Source organism: Pseudomonas sp. ArH3a (assembly GCF_022648765.1).
GTDB lineage: Bacteria > Pseudomonadota > Gammaproteobacteria > Pseudomonadales > Pseudomonadaceae > Aquipseudomonas.
Window position 1 is genome coordinate 1,539,473 of the sequence record NZ_CP080330.1, and the last position, 20,045, is coordinate 1,559,517.

Sequence of the window (20,045 nt, forward strand, 5' to 3'; positions counted from 1 at the left end):
GCAGGCTTTCAAGCGTGGCAGCTCTGTAAACCGCCCGCGACAAAGGCCGCAGTTTGAACCTCGCCGGCGGAACCTGACAACCCTTGGCGCACGCTTTGTGCGCGCGCATGAGGTTGCGCAGTGACAGGCGCGGTCAATCACAGGATAATGCGCCATCTTTTTAGCCGGCCTGTGTAAACGGGTCGACTCGGTATGCTTGCTTGTTTGGCCGCCTTAGCCTGACAACCCTGGAGTGTCTGGTTTGATCGTCTTCCGTTATCTATCCCGCGAAGTCCTGTTGACCCTGAGTGCCGTGAGTGCGGTGCTGTTGGTCATCACCATGAGTGGTCGTTTCGTCAAATTTCTCGCCCAGGCCGCTTCCGGCGCCCTGGATCCGGGCTCGTTATTCCTGATCATGGGCTTTCGTCTGCCGGGCTTTTTGCAGCTGATCCTGCCACTTGGCCTGTTTCTCGGCATTCTGCTGGCCTATGGCCGGTTGTACCTTGAAAGTGAAATGACCGTGCTTTCCGCCACCGGCATGAGCCAGCAGCGTTTGCTTGCCATGACCATGGTGCCGGCCACCGGCGTCGCCCTGGTGGTGGCGTGGTTGAGCATGAGCCTGGCGCCTCAGGGGGCCATGCAGTTCCAGCTGCTGCTGAACAAGCAGGATGCGATGACCGAGTTCGACACCCTCGAGCCAGGGCGCTTTCAGGCGCTCAACGATGGTTCGCGGGTGACCTACACCGAAACCATGACCAATGACCGTGCCAACCTCGGTGGTGTGTTTATTTCGCAGAAAAACCTCGGGGAGAACCAGAAAGATCGCGGTATTTCGATTCTGGTGGCCAACAGTGGGCGCCAGGAAGTACGCCCTGACGGTTCCCGCTACCTGATCCTGGAAAATGGCTATCGCTACGACGGCAGCCCCGGCTTCGCGGATTATCGAGCGATCAAGTACGACCTCTATGGCGTCATGCTCGCCAAGCCTGAGATCAGTGAAGAAGTTACCGACCGCGACGCGCTCCCGACGGCGTCACTGTTCGGCAGCCAGGAACTGCGCTCCATCGCCGAGCTGCAATGGCGCATTTCCCTGCCGCTGTTGGTGTTTATCGTGACCTTGATGGCCGTGCCGCTGTCCCGGGTAAACCCGCGTCAGGGCCGTTTCCTCAAGCTGTTGCCGGCGATCCTGCTGTACATGGCCTACCTGACCATCCTGATTTCCGCCCGTGGCTCCCTGGAAAAAGGCAAGTTGTCGCCGGTCCTGGGGCTGTGGTGGGTACACGGGATTTTCCTGATGATCGGCCTGGGGCTGCTCTACTGGGAACCTATCCGTTTGAAAATGAAGAGCCGTCGTGGCCTGAAGGAGTTGGCTCGTGACTAAGCTCGACCGCTACATTGGTAGCAGCGTACTGATCGCCATCCTGGCGGTATTGGGCATCATTCTCGGCTTGGCCTCGTTGTTCGCCTTTATTGATGAAGTGAGCAACGTCACCGACACCTACACGGTCACCGACGTGCTGAGCTACGTGGCGCTGACCGCGCCACGTCGTCTGTACGACATGATGCCGATGGCCGGCTTGATCGGCTGCCTGATCGGCCTGGGCAGCCTGGCCAGCAACAGTGAACTGACCATCATGCGCGCCGCCGGTGTTTCCATCGGTCGCATCGTTTGGGCGGTCATGAAACCCATGCTGCTGCTGATGGCCTGCAGCGTGCTGATCGGCGAGTACGTGGCGCCGCCGTCCGAAGCCACGGCCCAGGCCAATCGTGCCCTGGCCCAGGGTTCGGGCGATGCGCAAAGCGCCAAGCACGGCCTGTGGCACCGCCAAGGTGATGAATTCATCCACATCAACGCCGTGCAGCCGGGCGGCCTGTTGATTGGTGTGACGCGCTACACGTTCGACAAAGAACGCCACATGCTGACCTCCAGTTTCGCCAAGCGCGCGCAGTATGATGCCGAGAAGTGGACGCTCAGCGACGTCAGCACCACTCACTTCCGCAATGTGGGCCAAGGCAACAATGCCAGCACCGAAGTGATCAATGTGCCGACCGAGCCATGGGATATCGCCCTGAAGCCGGAACTGCTCAATACCGTGGTGATGATCCCGGAAAGTCTGCCTATCTCCGGTTTGTGGAGCTATATCCACTACCTTAAGGATCAGGGCCTGAATAACGGCCGCTATTGGTTGGCATTTTGGGTCAAGGTGTTACAGCCGGTTGTGACTGCTGCGCTGGTGTTGATGGCGATCTCGTTCATCTTCGGCCCGCTGCGTTCCGTGACCCTTGGCCAGCGGGTGTTTACCGGCGTGCTGGTGGGCTTCACCTTCCGCATCGCCCAGGACCTGCTCGGCCCGTCTAGCCTGGTATTCGGTTTCTCGCCGCTGTTTGCGGTGCTGGTACCGACGGCTATCTGCGCCCTGGCCGGGTTCTGGCTGTTGCGCCGAGCCGGTTGATACCGCGCTTATGAACAAAAAATGCCCCGTTCGAGAGATCGGGGCATTTTTGTTCTGGTCAGCAAAGATGACGTTTGGCCTGAGCATCAGGTACAATTCCCGGCTATTTTTCAGCGGGCAATCTGCCTGCAGCCTTTTTGAGTGTTGATCCGTGAGTGATTTGAGTCATATCCGCAATTTCTCCATCATCGCCCACATTGACCATGGCAAGTCGACGCTGGCCGATCGATTCATCCAGATGTGCGGTGGCCTTGCCGAGCGTGAAATGGAAGCCCAGGTACTGGACTCCATGGACCTCGAGCGTGAACGCGGCATCACCATCAAGGCCCACAGCGTTACCCTGTACTACACCGCCAAAGACGGTATCAGGTACCAGCTGAACTTCATTGACACCCCCGGCCACGTTGACTTCACCTACGAAGTCAGCCGCTCGCTGGCAGCCTGTGAAGGCGCCTTGCTGGTGGTCGACGCGGGCCAGGGCGTTGAAGCCCAGTCCGTAGCCAACTGCTACACCGCGATCGAGCAGGGCCTTGAGGTCATGCCGGTACTGAACAAGATCGACCTGCCTCAGGCCGATCCGGACCGCGTCAAAGAAGAAATCGAAAAAATCATTGGCATTGACGCCACCGACGCCGTCGAGTGCAGCGCCAAGACCGGCCTGGGCGTTGACGAAGTGCTCGAGCGCCTGGTCAAGACCATTCCTGCGCCAACCGGCAACTACGAAGATCCGCTGCAAGCGTTGATCATCGACTCCTGGTTCGACAACTACCTGGGCGTTGTTTCCCTGGTACGTGTACGCCACGGCCGGGTGAAGAAGGGCGACAAGATCCTGGTTAAATCCACCGGCAAGATCCACCTGGTGGACAGCGTCGGCGTATTCAACCCCAAGCACACCGCCACCACTGACCTTAAGGCCGGTGAAGTAGGCTTCATCATCGCCGGTATCAAGGACATTCACGGTGCACCGGTTGGTGACACCCTGACCTTGAGCTCCACCCCTGACGTCGACGTGCTGCCGGGCTTCAAACGCATCCAGCCGCAGGTTTACGCTGGCCTGTTCCCGGTCAGCTCCGACGACTTCGAGGACTTCCGCGAAGCCCTGCAAAAGCTGACCCTCAACGACTCGTCGTTGCAGTACACCCCGGAAAGCTCCGACGCGCTGGGCTTCGGCTTCCGTTGCGGGTTCCTGGGCATGCTGCACATGGAGATCATCCAGGAGCGCCTGGAGCGCGAATACGACCTGGACCTGATCACCACCGCGCCAACGGTTATTTTTGAACTGTTGCTGAAAACCGGTGAAACGATTTACGTCGACAACCCGTCCAAGCTTCCAGATCTGTCCTCCATTGAAGACATGCGCGAGCCGATCGTGCGGGCCAATATCCTGGTACCGCAGGAACACCTGGGCAACGTGATTACCCTGTGTATCGAAAAACGTGGCGTACAACACGACATGTTGTTCCTCGGTACCCAAGTGCAAGTGACCTACGATTTGCCGATGAACGAAGTGGTCCTGGACTTCTTCGACCGTCTCAAATCCACCAGTCGCGGCTATGCTTCGCTGGATTACCATTTCGATCGCTACCAATCGGCTAATCTGGTGAAACTGGACGTGCTGATCAATGGCGACAAGGTCGATGCCCTGGCACTGATCGTGCACAAGGACAACGCCCACTACAAAGGTCGGCAGTTGACCGAAAAGATGAAAGAACTGATTCCGCGCCAGATGTTCGACGTCGCGATCCAGGCCGCCATTGGCGGGCAGATCATTGCACGGACCTCCGTCAAGGCACTCAGAAAGAACGTACTGGCCAAATGCTACGGCGGTGACGTAAGCCGTAAGCGCAAGCTGCTTGAGAAGCAAAAGGCCGGTAAAAAACGCATGAAGCAAGTGGGTAACGTGGAAATTCCACAAGAAGCCTTCCTTGCGGTGCTCAGGTTGGATAGTTAGGTCCTATGTCGCTAAATTTCCCGCTGTTGCTGGTCATCGCCGTTGCCGTTTGCGGTCTCCTGGCGTTGCTCGATCTGGTGTTCTTCGCCCCGCGTCGTCGGGCGGCTATCGCTTCCTATCAGGGCAGCGTCAGCCAGCCTGATGCGGTGGTGGTCGAGAAGCTGAACAAAGAGCCTTTGCTGGTTGAATACGGCAAGTCGTTCTTCCCGGTGTTGTTCATCGTGCTGGTACTGCGTTCGTTCCTGGTGGAGCCGTTTCAGATCCCTTCGGGGTCGATGAAACCTACCTTGGACGTGGGCGACTTCATCCTGGTGAACAAGTTTTCCTACGGGATCCGCTTGCCGGTAATCGACAAGAAAGTCATACCGGTCGGTGACCCGCAGCGCGGCGATGTGATGGTGTTCCGCTACCCAAGCGACCCGAACGTCAATTACATCAAGCGCGTCGTGGGCCTGCCGGGTGATGTGGTTCGCTACACCAGCGACAAGCGCCTGCTCATCAACGGTGAGTCGGTGGCCGAGAAGCTGATTGGCGCTGAGCCGAACACCTTGGGCAGCGCTGAGCTGTACCAGGAAAAACTCGGTACGGTAGAGCACGAAATCCGCAAGGAAATGAGCCGCTACCGCGCGATGCCTGATGGCGAGTGGAAAGTGCCTGCCGGGCACTACTTCATGATGGGCGACAACCGCGACAACTCCAACGACAGCCGTTACTGGGATGACCCTAATATTCCCAAGGACCTGCTGGGCATGGTTCCCGACGAGAACATTGTCGGCAAGGCCTTTGCGGTTTGGATGAGTTGGCCGGAACCCAAACTCAGCCACCTGCCGAACTTCTCGCGGGTCGGGCTGATCAAGTAATACAGGCGGCGCTGTGAACACAGCGCCGAATGCTTTTCTGGGGTTGGGACAATGCATCGTCCGGCCTCATGCGGCACCCACCAGGATTTGAATTTGAACACTGCGTCAATCTTCGATGGCCGCCGGTGCCACCAACTAGATATGGATAAACCGTGACCGTTTCTCTCAGTCGTCTCGAGCGCCAGCTCGGCTACACCTTCAAGGATCAGGAATTGATGGTCCTTGCCCTCACACACCGCAGTTTCGCGGGGCGTAATAACGAACGCCTCGAATTCCTCGGTGATGCCATTCTCAACTTTGCCGCCGGTGAGGCGCTGTTCGAGCGTTTCCCTCAAGCGCGCGAAGGCCAGCTGTCGCGCCTGCGTGCACGCCTGGTGAAAGGCGAGACCCTGGCCGTGCTGGCCCGTGGTTTCGGCCTGGGCGAATACTTGCGCCTGGGTTCCGGTGAGTTGAAAAGCGGCGGTTTCCGTCGTGAGTCGATCCTGGCCGATGCGCTCGAAGCATTGATCGGTGCGATCTACCTGGATGCCGGCATGGAGACGGCCAAGGAGCGCGTGGTCGCCTGGCTGGCTTCGGAGATCGAAAGCCTGACGCTGGTCGACACCAACAAAGATCCCAAGACCCGCCTGCAGGAATTCCTGCAGTCGCGCGGTTGCGAACTGCCACGCTACGAAGTGGTGGATATCCAGGGAGAGCCGCATTGCCGCGTGTTCTTCGTGGAATGTGAAATCACCTTATTGAATGAAAAAAGCCGAGGTCAGGGTGTGAGCCGTCGTATTGCCGAACAGGTAGCGGCGGCTGCAGCACTGATTGCCCTGGGCGTGGAGAATGGCCATGACTGATTCAACCGCAACACGCTGTGGCTATGTTGCCATCGTCGGCCGCCCGAACGTGGGCAAGTCCACGCTGCTGAACCACATCTTGGGCCAGAAGCTGGCGATCACCTCGCGCAAGCCGCAGACCACCCGTCACAACATGCTGGGCATCAAGACCGAAGGCGCCGTGCAAGCGGTCTACGTCGACACCCCGGGCATGCACAAAGGTGGCGAGAAGGCGCTTAACCGCTACATGAACAAGACCGCTTCGGCGGCGTTGAAAGACGTCGACGTGGTGATCTTCGTGGTCGACCGCACCAAGTGGACCGACGAAGACCAGATGGTTCTCGAGCGTGTGCAGTACGTCACCGGCCCGTTGATCGTTGCGCTGAACAAGACCGACCGCATCGAAGACAAAGCCGAGCTGATGCCGCACCTGACGTGGTTGCAGGAACAACTGCCGAACGCCCAGATCATGCCGATCTCGGCCCAGCACGGTCACAACCTTGAGGCGCTGGAACGCGTGATCGCCGGTTACCTGCCGGAGAACGAGCACTTCTTCCCGGAAGACCAGATCACCGACCGCAGCAGCCGTTTCCTCGCCGCCGAACTGGTACGCGAGAAAATCATGCGCCAGATGGGCGCCGAGCTGCCGTACCAGATCACCGTTGAAATCGAAGAGTTCAAGCAGCAGGGCAAAACCCTGCATATTCATGCGCTGATCCTCGTTGAACGTGACGGCCAGAAGAAAATCATCATTGGCGACAAGGGCGAGCGCATCAAGCGCATCGGCACCGAAGCGCGCAAGGACATGGAATTGCTGTTTGATTCCAAGATCATGCTTAACCTGTGGGTGAAGGTTAAGGGTGGTTGGTCCGATGACGAGCGCGCGTTGCGCTCCCTCGGCTACGGCGACCTGTAATAGGCCTCCAGTAACACCGCAAGACAAATGTGGGAGCGGGCTTGTGTGGGATCTGGCTTGCCTGCGATAGCATCACCTCGGTACAACTCAAGGACCGAGGTGCCTGCATCGCGGGCAAGCCCGGCTCCCACACAAGCCCGCTCCCGCATTGGATAGTCGCAGTTTTCAAGGCCGTGCTTGTCAGCGAGAACCCCATGCCCCAAACCCCACCTCCCAGTCAACTCGCCTACGTGCTGCATAGCCGCGCCTACCGCGAGACCAGCGCCTTGGTGGACTTCATCACGCCCCAAGGCCGCCTGCGCGCAGTCTTGCGTAGCGCCCGAGGCAAGGCCGGCACGTTGGCCCGGCCATTCGTGGCCTTGGATGTGGAGTTTCGTGGCAAGGGCGAGCTGAAGAACGTCGGTCGCCTGGAAAGCGTCGGCACCTCCGCTTGGCTCAATGGCGAAGCACTCTTCAGCGGCCTCTACCTCAATGAACTGCTGATTCGCCTGCTGCCCGCCGAAGACCCGCACCCGGCGGTGTTCGATCACTACGCCGCCACGTTGTTAGCCCTGGCCGAAGGCCGCCCCCTGGAGCCGCTGCTGCGCGCTTTCGAATGGCGTCTGCTCGACGACTTGGGCTACGGCTTTGAACTGAGCAACGACCTGCACGGCGATCCCATCGCCGCAGACGGCATGTACCGCCTGCAAGTCGACGCTGGCCTTGAGCGTGTGTACCTGCTGCAACCGGGCCTGTTCCGCGGCACTGAGTTGCTGGCCATGAGCGAAGCCGACTGGACCGCTCCGGGCGCTTTGTCTGCCGCCAAGCGCTTGATGCGCCAGGCGCTGGCCGTGCACTTGGGTGGCCGGCCGCTGGTCAGTCGCGAGTTGTTTCGAAAGCCCTGACAACCCCGTGTATGCTGTGCAGCGTTTCTTTCCCTTTTCAGGAGCGCTTCCGTGACCACCAGCAATCGCATTCTTCTTGGCGTGAACATCGACCACGTCGCTACCCTGCGCCAGGCCCGGGGCACCCGTTACCCTGACCCGGTCAAGGCCGCGCTGGACGCCGAAGAAGCGGGTGCCGACGGCATTACCGTGCACCTGCGCGAAGACCGCCGCCACATCCAGGAGCGCGACGTGTTGCTGCTCAAGGACGTGCTGCAAACCCGCATGAACTTCGAAATGGGCGTCACCGAAGAAATGATGGCGTTCGCCGAGCGCATCCGCCCGGCGCATATCTGCCTGGTGCCGGAAACCCGCCAGGAACTGACCACCGAAGGCGGCCTCGACGTGGCCGGCCAGGAAGCGCGGATCAAAGCTGCCGTGGAACGCCTGTCGAAGATCGGCAGCGAAGTCTCGCTGTTCATCGACGCCGACGAGCGCCAGATCGAAGCCTCGCGTCGCGTAGGCGCGCCGGCCATCGAACTGCACACCGGCCGTTACGCCGATGCCACCACGCCCACCGAAGTGGCTGACGAGCTGCAACGCATCATCGACGGCGTAAAGTGCGGCCTGAATGAAGGCCTGATCGTCAACGCCGGCCATGGCCTGCACTACCACAACGTCGAAGCCGTGGCGGCGATCAAAGGCATCAACGAACTGAACATCGGCCACGCGCTGGTGGCGCATGCGCTGTTCGTCGGTTTCAAAGGCGCGGTCGCCGAGATGAAAGCCCTGATTCTGGCTGCCGCCAAGGCCTGATACCACAACCTATGGTCAGCGGGCTTGCCACAAGACCCAATGAAATCGCCAGTGCGGCAATGCGAAGCCTTACTGTTTAGCCGGGTCAGGTGTATCGTATCTGCCCTTTGCGGGCCTATGGCTCGCGGCAGATACGTGAGGTTGTTGTGTCCCAAACTTTTTCCCGTCGACAAATCCTGGGTGGTCTTGCAGGCCTGGCCGTAGTGGGCGTCGGTGCCGGTGGCGCCTACCGCTACTGGCTGGGAAAAGTCGCCGAGGCCGAAGCGGGTCACGATTACGAGCTGATCGCCGCGCCGCTCGACGTGGAACTGGTGCCGGGGCATAAAACCCAAGCCTGGGCGTTCGGCCCATCGGCGCCGGGCACCGAGTTGCGTGTGCGTCAGGGCGAATGGCTGCGGGTGCGCTTTATCAACCACCTGCCGGTCGCCACCACCATCCACTGGCACGGCATCCGCCTGCCGCTGGAAATGGACGGTGTGCCTTACGTCTCGCAATTGCCGGTGCTGCCTGGCGAATACTTCGACTACAAATTCCGCGTGCCGGACGCCGGCAGCTACTGGTATCACCCGCATGTGAACAGCAGCGAAGAACTCGGCCGTGGCCTGGTCGGCCCGTTGATCATCGAAGAGCGTGAACCCACCGGTTTCAAACACGAACGCACCCTGAGCCTGAAAAGCTGGCATGTGGACGAAGAGGGTGCCTTTGTCGCCTTCAGCGTGCCCCGAGAAGCCGCGCGTGGCGGCACGGCCGGGCGGCTGTCGACGATCAATGGCGTGTCCCAGGCGGTCGTCGATTTGCCTGCCGGGCAGATCACCCGCGTGCGCCTGCTCAACCTCGACAACACGCTGACTTATCGCATCAACATTCCCGGCGTCGAAGCGCAGATCTATGCGCTGGACGGCAACCCCATCGAGCCGCGCCCAATGGGCAAGGAATACTGGCTGGGCCCGGGCATGCGCATTTGCCTGGCGATCAAAGCGCCGCCGGCCGGTGAAGAACTGTCGATCCGCAATGGCCCGGTGCGCCTGGGCACCTTTCGCTCGGTGGTCAACACCGACGCGCCCAACGAATGGCCACCGGCGCTGCCGGCCAACCCGATTGCCGAGCCGGACCTGGCCAATGCCGAGAAACTCAACTTCAATTTCGAGTGGGTCGGCACTGTATCAGTGGACAACGGCAAGCCGCCAAGCCTATGGCAGATCAACGGCCAGGCCTGGGACATCACCGACAAGACCTGCGCCGACCGCCCGATTGCCAAGCTTGAGAAGGGCAAGAGCTACATTTTTGAATTGAAGAACATGACCCAGTACCAACACCCGATCCACCTGCACGGCATGAGCTTCAAGGTGATCGCCTCGAACCGCCACAAGGTGATCCCGTACTTCACCGACACCTACCTGCTGGGCAAGAACGAGCGCGCTCGCGTGGCGTTGGTGGCGGATAACCCAGGGGTGTGGATGTTCCACTGCCACGTGATCGACCACATGGAAACCGGCCTGATGGCCGCCATCGAGGTGGCGTGATGCGCCAGGTTCGCCCTACAGCGATCATCGACCGCAGCCGCGACCAGGACTTCATGCGTGAGGCCCTGGCCCTCGCCGCCCAAGGCGCGGCACTGGGCGAAGTGCCCGTGGGTGCAGTGCTGGTGCAGGACGGTGAAATCATCGGCCGTGGCTTCAACTGCCCGATCAGCGGCAACGACCCCAGCGCCCATGCCGAAATGGTCGCCATCCGCGCCGCCGCGCACGCCATCAGCAACTATCGTCTGGTCGGCAGCACGCTGTATGTGACCCTGGAGCCCTGCAGCATGTGCGCGGGCCTGATCGTGCATTCGCGCATCGCGCGGGTGGTGTACGGTGCGCTGGAGCCCAAGGCTGGGATCGTGCAAAGCCAGGGGCAGTTTTTTACCCAAGGGTTTCTTAACCATCGGGTGCTGTTTGAAGGTGGGGTGTTGGCCGAGGAATGTGGGACGGTGTTGAGTGAGTTCTTTAAGGCTCGCCGAGCCAAACCCGCACTCTAAAGAGTACTGAAAACCAATGTGGGAGCAGGCAAGCCAGCTCCCACATGTTGATCTCCATTTTTTTCAGGGAGATTCGGGTTACTTCTTCGCGATGATCACTGCCCGCATCGGCGCCGGCAGCCCTTCAATGGTCTTGCTGTGATCCTCCGGATCCAGGAAATCACTCAGCGACTGGAACTTCATCCACGGCGTCCCGCGCTGTTCCTCGACCGTGGTCACGCTCACATCCACGCAGCGCACCTCACTGAACCCCGCACGTCGCAGCCACAGCATCAGCGCCGGCACCGATGGCAGGAACCACACGTTGCGCATCTGCGCGTAGCGGTCTTCCGGCACCAGTACTTGCTGCTGATCGCCTTCCACCACCAAGGTTTCCAGGACCAGCTCGCCGCCTTTGACCAAGCAATCTTTCAGTGCCAGCAAGTGCTCGATGGGTGAGCGACGGTGATAGAACACGCCCATGGAAAACACCGTGTCGAAGCCTTCCATGTTTGGCGGCAAGTCTTCAAACGGGAACGGCAGGTGCCAGGCGTTCGGCGCCGACAGGTAGCGCTGCACGGCCTGGAACTGGCAAAAGAACAGCCAGTTCGGGTCTACGCCAATCACGCTGTCAGCCCCGGCGCCGAGCATGCGCCACATGTAGTAGCCGTTGCCGCAGCCCACATCGAGGATGCGCTTGCCGTTCAAATCCAGGTGCGGCGCAACGCGCGACCACTTCCAGTCCGAACGCCATTCGGTGTCCACATGCACGCCGAACAGGTGGAACGGGCCTTTGCGCCACGGGCTCAAGCCCATCAACGCGGTGTGCATTTGTGCACGGGTGGCGTCGTCGCAATCGGTATCCAGCGTCAAGCCGTTGAGCAAGTCGACTTCGCTGGGCTGGATGTTCGGCAACGCATCCAGCGCACTCTGCCAACGCTCCAGGTCGCCGTGACCCTTTTCCATCTTGCTATCGAGTTGCGCTTGCAGGCCCTGGGCCCAAACGGCCAAAGGAGTGCCGACCAAGTGGCGGGCGAGGGGAGACAAATCAATCATGGCAAGGCAATCAACGAGGCAAAGTTAAGACACTGGAACCACGGCACGACTTTCGAGAACCCGGCGGCCAGCAGGCGTTCGCGGTGTTCTTCGAGGCTGTCGGGCTTCATGACGTTTTCGATGGCGCTGCTCTTCTGGGCGATTTCCAGTTCGCTGTAGCCGTTGGCGCGTTTGAACGCGATGTGCAAATCGGTGAGCAGCGCATGCTCTTGTGGGTCATTGAAACGCAGCTTTTCCGAGAGGATCAACGCACCGCCCGGCAACAGTGACTGGCGGATGCGCCCGAGCAACGCCAGGCGCTCATCGGGGGCGATAAATTGCAGGGTAAAGTTCAGCGCCACCACCGAGGCCGGCTGGAACTGCAACGCGAGGATATCGCCCTCAATCACCTCCACCGGCAACAGCTCCTGGAACATCGAGTCCTGGCCATTGAGGTATTGGCGGCAACGCTCGACCATCGCCGCCGAGTTATCCACCGCGATCACCCGGCAGCCGTCGGTACGCACATGGCGGCGCAGCGCTTGAGTGACTGCGCCCAGAGACGAGCCCAGGTCGTAGAGCACGCTGTTGGGTTGGGCAAATTGCGCCGCCAGCACGCCGAGGTTCTCGACGATGGTCGGATAACCGGGCACCGAGCGCTTGATCATGTCCGGGAACACCCGCACCACGTCCTCGTTAAAGGCGAAGTCTGGCACCTGGGGCAGGGGCTGGGCGAATAGGCGATCGGGTTCTTTGCTCACGGCTGTTCCGGCGACGAAGGGGGAAAGGCCGGCATTTTAGCCAAATTGGCCCTCGGATGCGCGGGTTGTCTGATGGAAAGCCGAGGCGGTGATGCCCCACTGACCGAGCCAATACGTGGTAATCAACAAATACGGTGCCGCTTCAAAGGCGACCACAAACCGATTGATGCCGATGAGTGTGTCGGAAAACACAAACGACACCGCACCCGCCGCCGCCAGCAGGGCCGATTGCTTGGGTACGTTACTGCCCAGCCGTGCCAATGCACGCCAGAGCATGGCGCTGATCACCAGTGCATAAACCACGACGGGTATCAGCAAATCGCCCAGGCCATGGGAAATCAGGATGCCCAGCAAGATAGCGCCCACGCCCAGCGCCAATACCAGTGGCAACACCGCCAGGCGGCGGCAATCGCTGAAGTAGGCTTTCAAGTACGCCAAGTGCGCAAACAGAAAGGCGCCGAGGCCAAAGATAAATAGGTCGCCCGGCCATGCGAGCAACACATCGCCCACCAGGGAAAAAATCAGCCCCAGGCTGATCCAGCGTCGATAGTCGGTGGGCGGCGCATCATGCAGCCAGCCCAGCAGCGCCAATACCGGCAGCGGTTTAACCAGCAGGCACAACAGCGCTGCATGAGTGGCCAAACCGTAGAAAAAGGTGCCAGCGCCCATTAACGCAAGAATCAACCAAGGCATATCAGTTCACCGTAATGGCGCAGTCGAAGGTTTCGGCGGGTTCGGCTTCCGGTTCCCAGGGTTGCTGGGAGGTCAGGCGCAGACGGCCTTGGCCGGCAGCAAACGCCTGGAAGCGCCAGGTCGACTGGCCACCGCCACCGATCACACCGGATTCTGTGCTGCTGTAAACCTCAGGGCTGAGCGCGCGCAGCACGCCGCCGGCGGAATCCTGGATGGCCCAGCGGTAGCCGGTGGTGGGGTTACTTGGCAAGGTGAGGGTCAGGTTTTGCCCTGTTTTAAGCTGGAGCGGGCAGGCGCTCTGGTTTTCCACTGTGACGTTTTGCTTCGGTGCGCTGGCGCACGCGGCCAGCAGGGTAAGGCTCAAGGGGAGAAGCAGGCGGGCAGCGGTCATAGGGGCTCCGTTGTTTGGCGACGAAGGGCGAGCATAACCGAAGATGAGACAAGGTGTGACAGCGGGGGATTTGATTGTTCCCACGCTCTGCGTGGGAATGCAGCCCGGGACGCTCCGCGTCCCAAGAGCGGACGCAGAGCGCCCAGAGAGGCATTCCCACGCAGAGCGTGGGAACGATCGATCAGAAAAGCACCTTCGCCACATCCGCAAAGCGCTTGGCAAAGTGCACGGTCATGCCTTCTTTCAGGTACTCCGGCAGTTCTTCAAAACTACCGCGGTTCGGCTCCGGCAAGATCAGCTCATGAATCTTCTGGCGCCGCGCCGCGATGACCTTCTCACGCACCCCGCCAATCGGCAGTACATGCCCGGTCAGCGTCAGCTCGCCGGTCATGGCCACGCCTTTTTTCGGCGGCTGGTTACGCGCCAGCGACAGCAGCGCACTGGCCATGGTCACGCCCGCGCTCGGGCCGTCTTTCGGTGTGGCACCTTCCGGCACGTGCAAGTGCACGAAGGCTTCGTCGAAGAACTTCGGGTCACCGCCAAACGACTTCAGGTTCGAACTGATGTAGCTGTAGGCAATCTCGGCGGACTCCTTCATCACCTCACCCAACTGCCCGGTGAGCTTGAAGCCGCGATTGAGCGTATGGATGCGCGTCGCCTCGATCGGCAAGGTCGCGCCGCCCATGCTGGTCCAGGCCAGGCCTGTGATCACGCCAGTGCCGGACAACACTTGTTCATTGCGGAACACCGGCATGCCCAAGGAGCTTTCCAGGTCTTTGTTGCCGATCTTGATCACCGAGTCCGGCTCATCCAGCAGCTTGACCACGGCTTTACGCACCAGTTTGCCCAGCTGTTTCTCCAGCTGGCGCACCCCGGCTTCGCGTGCATAGCCGTCAATCAACGCGCGCAGGGCGCCGTCGCTGATGCTCAGGCTCTTTTTCGACACGCCGGCTTTTTCCAGCTGTTTGGGCCATAGGTGGCGCTTGGCGATGGCAACTTTTTCTTCAGTGATGTAACCCGACAGGCGAATCACTTCCATCCGGTCGAGCAGCGGGCCAGGGATTGAGTCCAAGGTGTTCGCCGTGCACACGAACAGCACTTTGGACAGGTCCAGGCGCAGGTCCAGGTAGTGATCGAGGAATTCGACGTTCTGTTCCGGGTCGAGGGTCTCCAGCAGCGCCGACGCCGGGTCGCCCTGGTAGCTCTGGCCCATCTTGTCGATCTCGTCGAGCATGATCACCGGGTTCATCACTTCCACATCTTTGAGCGCCTGCACCAGCTTGCCCGGCAGGGCGCCGATGTAGGTACGGCGATGGCCCTTGATCTCGGCCTCGTCGCGCATGCCGCCGACGCTGAAGCGGTAGAACGGCCGGCCCAGGGACTCGGCGATGGATTTACCGACGCTGGTCTTGCCCACGCCCGGCGGGCCTACCAGCAACACGATGGAGCCGGCGACTTCGCCTTTATAGGCGCCCACCGCGAGGAACTCGAGGATGCGGCTCTTAATGTCATCCAGGCCCGCATGGTGTTTATCCAGCACCTTGCGCGCGTGTTTCAGGTCGAGCTTGTCTTCGCCATACACGCCCCACGGCACTGAGGTGGCCCAGTCCAAGTAGTTGCGGGTTACGGCGTATTCCGGCGAACCCGTTTCCAGGATCGACAGTTTGTTCATTTCTTCGCTGATGCGCTTTTGCGCCTGGGTCGGCAGCACTTTTCCCACTAGGCGTTGTTCGAACTGTTCGACGTCCGCACTGCGGTCGTCCTTGGTCAAGCCCAGCTCTTGCTGGATGACCTTGAGCTGCTCCTTGAGGAAGAACTCGCGCTGGTGCTCGCCGATCTTGCGGTTCACCTCGGCAGAGATTTCCTTTTGCAGGCGCGCGACTTCGACTTCCTTGCGCAGCATCGGCAGCACTTTTTCCATGCGCTTGAGCATGGGCACGCAGTCCAGCACTTCCTGCAACTCGTTACCGGTGGCCGAGGTCAGCGCGGCGGCGAAGTCGGTAAGCGGCGACGGGTCGTTGGGGCTGAAGCGGTTGAGGTAGTTCTTCAACTCTTCGCTGTACAGCGGGTTGAGCGGCAGCAGTTCCTTGATCGCATTGATCAGCGCCATGCCGTAGGCCTTGACCTCGTCGGTCGGCTCGGTCGGCTGGTGCGGGTATTCGACCTCCACCAGGTACGGTGGGCGGTGGTGCTTGAGCCAGGTCTTGATGCGCACACGGGTCAGGCCTTGGGCGACGAATTGCAGCTTGCCGTTCTCGCGGCTGGCGTGGTGCACCTTCACCAGCGTGCCGTACAGCGGCAGGCTGGAGGTGTCGAAGTGGCGTGGATCTTCTGGCGGGGTGTCCATGAAGAACAGCGCCAGGGAATGGTGGTCGGATTTGCTCACCAGCTCCAGGGTCTCGGCCCACGGTTCTTCATTGACGATCACCGGCAGCACTTGCGCCGGGAAGAACGGCCGATTGTGGATCGGGATGATGTAAACCTTGTCTGGCAGATTTTGCCCGGGCAGGGCCAGGCCGGTGTTGGACGATGTTTCGTGTTCAGCGTTTTCCGGATCGGCGTAATCGTTCAGGTCGATGTCCGGGAATTCTTGCTGGTCGCTCATGGGGCACCTGCATAAGGAAGTATGCAAGTTAGATGGGGCGGTGCAGCGGTGGTTTCAATGGCCGGGCGCAGTTAGCAACATATTGCATAATATTTTCGACAGCGGCGCTTTACACCTGTGGGAGCTGGTTTGCCTGGGTTTAGGTAGATTGGGTACATATCCGTTGCTGCGGTAACGGCTTCGTAGGGTTCTGCTCTTACAGCGGCTCACTTTTGGAAAGACCCAAAAGTAAGCAAAAGGTCTTTGCCCCACCACTCGGTGCCTCGCCTAGGCTCGGCATGCCCTCACTCCGGCTTGAATCCGTGGGCCGCCGCCATGGGCCATCCTTGGCCCATCGCGGCTAACCCGGCGTCTTGCCGGGTTACCCACGGATTCAAGCCTGCGTTCGGCCATCGTGGTTTAACGGGGCGCCTCAGATCAAGATCAAGATCAAAAGCAAGAGCACGGCGGCCTAGTAGCCGACCTGAGTGGTAGAAGCAAAAGCAGGGCAGAAGCATAGGAGCACACTCTCTGTCTGATGTACCGAGATCCAACTGTGGGAACGAGCAAGCCCGCTCCCACAATTTTGACCGAGTTTAGCTGCCAGCACCGTGGCGCTCTGTTTTTCTGTGGGAGCTGGCTTGCCTGCGATGCAGGCACCTCGGTGTATCAGGCATAACCAGTTGATGCCATCGCAGGCAAGCCAGCTCCCACATTAGATTGAGTTCAGCCATCAAGATCAGGTCGGCTGTCAGGCCGCCTCGGCTTTGCTTTTGATCTAACCACTCAGGTCGGCTACTAGGCCGCCGTGCTCTTGATCTGCTTTTGATCTTGATCTTAGGCGCCCCGTTAAACCACGCTGGCCGAACGCAGGCTTTGGAGCGTGGGTAAACCGGCAGGACGCCGGTTTAGCCGCGATGGGCCAAGGATGGCCCATGGCGGCGGCCCACGGTCCAAAGCCTGCGTGAGGGCACACCGAGCCTAGGCGAGGTGCCGAGTGGTGGGGCAAGAGCCCTTTTGGTTACTTTTGGGGCTCTTTTCCAAAAGTGACCCGCTGTAAGAGCGGAACCAATATCGGCCATCACCCAAATAACGGATATGTACCCAGCGCCCCCGCGACAACCAAAGAATTCAACCCATAAAAAGATGTGTAGATACCTATGCTGCAATGGCGGTGCATCAGCCACTGATGTGTTGGCTGGCAGACCGCTATCTCAGGCAAACCAGCTCCCACATTTCAGAGCACGTGGGGTCAGCTGATCTTGTGGAGGTAGGCGGGAATCGGCTGTTCCGGTAGCACCGACAACACCTTCAAACGCTGCAACATACGCTGACTGGCCCGTTGCAAATGCTCACGCAAATTCAGCGCCGCCGCATCGAAGGCGCCGTGCAGCAATAGCTCCAGAATCAAGCGATGTTCGGCGAGCATGGCGGGATCTGCGCCTATCCCCAGTAAACGGTAGAAAATTCGACTGATGATCATCGGGCTCTGGCCCTGGCGAATCAGCGCGGCGATCTTGCGGTTTTGCAGGCCGGCCAGGCAGCGCTGGTGCAAGTCCTCCTCGATCTGCTCGATGGCTTGCAGGCTGCACTGCGGGCTTTGCTGGGCCTCCAGCACGCGCTGCAACATGGCCTCAAGCATCTCGCGGTCCAGGTTTGGCGCGCTCTGGCGCAGGGCTTCGGGTTCCAGGCAGGCGCGCAGTTCATAGTCTTCGGTGACTTCGCGCGCGGTCAGCGGCCCCGCCAGCCATTGGGAGTAAGGCTCTTTTTCCACCAGGCCACGGTCGCGCAGGCGCATTAGCGCTTCACGCACCACGGCGCGGCTGACACCGTAGTGGTCGGCGGCGGCTTGCTCGTCCAGGCGGTAATGGCCGAAGGCTATGCAGGTGGACAGCGCCGCGCCGATTTCCTCAACAATCCGCTCGCCCAGCGGCCGGGTGTCTACCAGCTCGTCGTCGCCATTAAGGCCCAGGTGTGCATGGCTCAGCGGCAGGCGCAGCGGCTCCATGACCAGGCCTTCGGGGTTGATCAGGTAACCGCGTCCGTTGAAGCGGCAGATCAGGCCTTCATCGTGCAGCAGGTCCAGCGCCTTGCGCACCGGCACGCGGCTGGTGCCGAACAGCTCGGCCAGCGGCGCTTCCAGCAAGACCAGCCCGTGGCGGGCGGTGCCGTTGACGATGGCGTCACGCAACACGGTGTGAATCATCGCGTAACGGGAAGCGGAGGCGGACGCTGCTTTCATCTGCTTCTCTAGGTAAAGAGTGGATGGGTTTGTAGGAAAGTGGCTACGGATTCTCTCATAGTTGCCGCTGTCACTCTGCGCCACGGTGGTGGCACTTTTTTGGGGCCTTACCCGTCACGTTGTTACTTTTCTGCACCAAAATGTATTGATTAATAAAAGATACATTATTTCATTCAAGGTCTGTTCCAGCACCTTCATCCGATATTTTTGCCGCCTACAAAACCATCTAGTCCGTAGCTCCAGGCAATAAAGCGCATTCGCGAAAAATGCGTGTTGAGAGACTGGCACGAAAGCTGCCTTTGTAAAACGTACATTTTAATAATATGTACGTTTTAAGAGGGTCATCTTGATGTCAGACGCCACCTCAATGGCCGAAGCTTTTGCCAGTGGTCGCAGCGACCCGGTGCAGGTCCTCGAACAGGCACTGGTTCACGCGAGCCTGGCCCCCAGCGTGTTTATCTCCCTGACGGCCGAGCGTGCCCGCCGAGAAGCTGAAGCCAGCGCCGCTCGTTGGCGTGCCGGCCAGCCGTTGAGCGTGTTCGATGGTGTGCCGCTGGCCTGGAAAGACCTGTTTGACGTCGCCGGCAGCATTACCACCGCCGGCGCCAACTACCGTCGCGAGGCGCCAGCCGCGTTGCTCGACGCGCCGAGCGTGGGGCTACTGTGTCGCGCCGGGATGGTCAGTATCGGCAAGACCAACCTCAGTGAACTGGCGTATTCCGGCCTGGGCCTGAACCCGCATTTCGGCACGCCCTACAACCCGAGCGGCGGCGATCAACCGCGCATTCCCGGCGGTTCATCCTCGGGTTCGGCCGTTGCCGTGGCCGCCGGTATCGTGCCGATCGCCATGGGCACTGACACCGCCGGTTCGATCCGCATCCCCGCAGCATTCAATGGCGTAGTGGGCTACCGCAGCAGCAGCCGGCGCTACAGCCGCGACGGCGTCTTCCCGCTGGCGCACACCCTCGACAGCCTCGGCCCGCTGACCCGCAGCGTGCGCGATGCGCTGACGATCGACGACCTGCTCAACGGCCGTGCGCAAACCCACACTGCCCGCAGCCTCAAGGGCCAGCGCTTTGTGCTTGAGCAGGGCACGCTGGAAGACATCGAGCCGGCCGTACGCAATAACCTGCTGCGCGCGGTGGACCAACTCAAGGCCGCGGGCGCGCTGATCGAGGTGCGTGCGTCCGCCACCTTCCAGGCCACCCTCAACCTGATCAAGCAGGACGGCTGGCTCGGCTCATTCGAAGCCTTCGCCCTGCACGAAGCCTTGCTCGACAGCCGCGACGCCGAGCAACTCGACCCGCGCGTACGCCGCCGCCTTGAAGCCGCGCGCGCACTGCCCGCCAGCCAATTGCTGCACCTGATCGACGCGCGCTGCCGCTTGCAATACCAACTGGTCGACGAGCTCGACGGCGCCTTCCTGATTACCCCCACCGTCGCTCATGTCGCACCGCCGTTGGCCGCGCTAGAGGCAGACGATGACCTGTTCGTGAAAACCAACCTCGCCACCCTACGCCTGACCATGCCCGGCAGCTTGCTCGACATGCCGGGCGTTGCCCTGCCCAGCGGTCGTGATGCCCAGGGCTTGCCCACCGGGCTGCTGCTCAGTGCCCCGACGGGGGAAGACGCGCGGCTGTTGCGCGCGGCGTTGTCCGTCGAATCCGTAATGACTATTTAA

The 20,045-nt window shown here is 60.5% G+C and carries 17 protein-coding genes; 11 read left to right on the top strand and 6 right to left on the bottom strand.

Annotated features, from left to right (window positions below; translation table 11 throughout):
- Positions 1-241: 241 nt before the first annotated feature.
- The 10 genes from lptF to tadA all read left to right on the top strand — a co-directional run bounded on the left by lptF (position 242) and on the right by tadA (position 10,679).
- Positions 242-1,360 carry an LPS export ABC transporter permease LptF gene (gene lptF, locus K0P33_RS06935; RefSeq protein ID WP_094951373.1) on the top strand — a complete coding sequence of 373 codons (1,119 nt, stop codon included), beginning with the start codon at positions 242-244 and terminating at the stop codon, positions 1,358-1,360.
- A complete protein-coding gene (gene lptG / locus K0P33_RS06940; RefSeq protein WP_094951372.1) occupies positions 1,353-2,432 on the top strand; it encodes an LPS export ABC transporter permease LptG in 1,080 nt (359 codons plus the stop codon). The genes lptF and lptG overlap by 8 nt, the downstream gene beginning before the upstream one ends.
- A 151-nt stretch (positions 2,433-2,583) precedes the next feature.
- The gene (gene lepA / locus K0P33_RS06945; protein ID WP_094951371.1) at positions 2,584-4,383 is read left to right on the top strand and encodes a translation elongation factor 4; all 1,800 of its coding nucleotides are present in this window, start codon (positions 2,584-2,586) and stop codon (positions 4,381-4,383) included.
- Between the two features lie 5 nt (positions 4,384-4,388).
- Positions 4,389-5,243, top strand: a complete 855-nt coding sequence (gene lepB / locus K0P33_RS06950) for a signal peptidase I (RefSeq protein ID WP_094951370.1) — start codon at positions 4,389-4,391, stop codon at positions 5,241-5,243.
- A 152-nt stretch (positions 5,244-5,395) separates the two neighbouring features.
- Positions 5,396-6,085 carry a ribonuclease III gene (gene rnc / locus K0P33_RS06955; RefSeq protein ID WP_094951369.1) on the top strand — a complete coding sequence of 230 codons (690 nt, stop codon included), beginning with the start codon at positions 5,396-5,398 and terminating at the stop codon, positions 6,083-6,085.
- Positions 6,078-6,980, top strand: coding sequence for a GTPase Era (gene era, locus K0P33_RS06960; RefSeq protein ID WP_032886448.1), 903 nt, complete (start codon positions 6,078-6,080; stop codon positions 6,978-6,980). Before rnc ends, era begins: the two co-directional genes overlap by 8 nt.
- A 194-nt stretch (positions 6,981-7,174) precedes the next feature.
- Complete coding sequence (recO, locus tag K0P33_RS06965) at positions 7,175-7,864, top strand: DNA repair protein RecO (RefSeq protein ID WP_242154592.1); 690 nt, start codon at positions 7,175-7,177, stop codon at positions 7,862-7,864.
- A gap of 51 nt (positions 7,865-7,915) precedes the next feature.
- Entirely contained in the window at positions 7,916-8,659 is a 744-nt protein-coding gene (gene pdxJ, locus K0P33_RS06970) for a pyridoxine 5'-phosphate synthase (RefSeq protein ID WP_094951365.1), read from the top strand.
- 146 nt (positions 8,660-8,805) lie between these two features.
- Entirely contained in the window at positions 8,806-10,182 is a 1,377-nt protein-coding gene (locus K0P33_RS06975) for a multicopper oxidase family protein (RefSeq protein ID WP_094951364.1), read from the top strand.
- Positions 10,182-10,679: a tRNA adenosine(34) deaminase TadA gene (gene tadA / locus K0P33_RS06980; RefSeq protein WP_094951363.1), complete on the top strand. Its 498-nt coding sequence runs from the start codon at positions 10,182-10,184 to the stop codon at positions 10,677-10,679. The genes K0P33_RS06975 and tadA overlap by 1 nt, the downstream gene beginning before the upstream one ends.
- Before the next feature lie 78 nt (positions 10,680-10,757).
- On the opposite strand, the gene cmoB is transcribed toward tadA, so the two are convergent.
- The 6 genes from cmoB to K0P33_RS07010 form a co-directional block, all read right to left on the bottom strand.
- Positions 10,758-11,714, bottom strand: coding sequence for a tRNA 5-methoxyuridine(34)/uridine 5-oxyacetic acid(34) synthase CmoB (cmoB, locus tag K0P33_RS06985; RefSeq protein WP_242154594.1), 957 nt, complete (start codon positions 11,712-11,714; stop codon positions 10,758-10,760).
- Positions 11,711-12,454 (bottom strand): carboxy-S-adenosyl-L-methionine synthase CmoA, encoded by a 744-nt coding sequence (gene cmoA / locus K0P33_RS06990; protein ID WP_242154597.1) that lies wholly within the window; start codon positions 12,452-12,454, stop codon positions 11,711-11,713. The genes cmoB and cmoA overlap by 4 nt, the downstream gene beginning before the upstream one ends.
- A gap of 36 nt (positions 12,455-12,490) precedes the next feature.
- Positions 12,491-13,147, bottom strand: a complete 657-nt coding sequence (locus K0P33_RS06995; RefSeq protein WP_094951360.1) for a lysoplasmalogenase — start codon at positions 13,145-13,147, stop codon at positions 12,491-12,493.
- Position 13,148: 1 nt separating this feature from the next.
- Positions 13,149-13,538 carry a protease inhibitor I42 family protein gene (locus K0P33_RS07000; RefSeq protein WP_094951359.1) on the bottom strand — a complete coding sequence of 130 codons (390 nt, stop codon included), beginning with the start codon at positions 13,536-13,538 and terminating at the stop codon, positions 13,149-13,151.
- A gap of 181 nt (positions 13,539-13,719) precedes the next feature.
- Positions 13,720-16,143 carry an endopeptidase La gene (lon, locus tag K0P33_RS07005; protein WP_094951358.1) on the bottom strand — a complete coding sequence of 808 codons (2,424 nt, stop codon included), beginning with the start codon at positions 16,141-16,143 and terminating at the stop codon, positions 13,720-13,722.
- 1,231 nt (positions 16,144-17,374) lie between these two features.
- Positions 17,375-18,364: a GntR family transcriptional regulator gene (locus K0P33_RS07010; RefSeq protein WP_094952998.1), complete on the bottom strand. Its 990-nt coding sequence runs from the start codon at positions 18,362-18,364 to the stop codon at positions 17,375-17,377.
- 349 nt (positions 18,365-18,713) lie between these two features.
- On the opposite strand from K0P33_RS07010, the gene K0P33_RS07015 reads away from it, so the two are divergent.
- Positions 18,714-20,045, top strand: coding sequence for an amidase (locus K0P33_RS07015; RefSeq protein WP_242154599.1), 1,332 nt, complete (start codon positions 18,714-18,716; stop codon positions 20,043-20,045).

What these genes read in the sequence shown, in the direction of transcription:
- lepB (WP_094951370.1), top strand. Translation starts at nt 4,389, where the DNA reads ATGTCGCTAAATTTCCCGCTGTTGCTGGTCATCGCCGTTGCCGTTTGC.
- era (WP_032886448.1), top strand. Translation starts at nt 6,078, where the DNA reads ATGACTGATTCAACCGCAACACGCTGTGGCTATGTTGCCATCGTCGGC.
- recO (WP_242154592.1), top strand. Translation starts at nt 7,175, where the DNA reads ATGCCCCAAACCCCACCTCCCAGTCAACTCGCCTACGTGCTGCATAGC.
- tadA (WP_094951363.1), top strand. Translation starts at nt 10,182, where the DNA reads ATGCGCCAGGTTCGCCCTACAGCGATCATCGACCGCAGCCGCGACCAG.
- cmoB (WP_242154594.1), bottom strand. Translation starts at nt 11,714, where the DNA reads ATGATTGATTTGTCTCCCCTCGCCCGCCACTTGGTCGGCACTCCTTTG.
- K0P33_RS06995 (WP_094951360.1), bottom strand. Translation starts at nt 13,147, where the DNA reads ATGCCTTGGTTGATTCTTGCGTTAATGGGCGCTGGCACCTTTTTCTAC.
- K0P33_RS07000 (WP_094951359.1), bottom strand. Translation starts at nt 13,538, where the DNA reads ATGACCGCTGCCCGCCTGCTTCTCCCCTTGAGCCTTACCCTGCTGGCC.
- lon (WP_094951358.1), bottom strand. Translation starts at nt 16,143, where the DNA reads ATGAGCGACCAGCAAGAATTCCCGGACATCGACCTGAACGATTACGCC.
- K0P33_RS07010 (WP_094952998.1), bottom strand. Translation starts at nt 18,364, where the DNA reads ATGAAAGCAGCGTCCGCCTCCGCTTCCCGTTACGCGATGATTCACACC.
- K0P33_RS07015 (WP_242154599.1), top strand. Translation starts at nt 18,714, where the DNA reads ATGTCAGACGCCACCTCAATGGCCGAAGCTTTTGCCAGTGGTCGCAGC.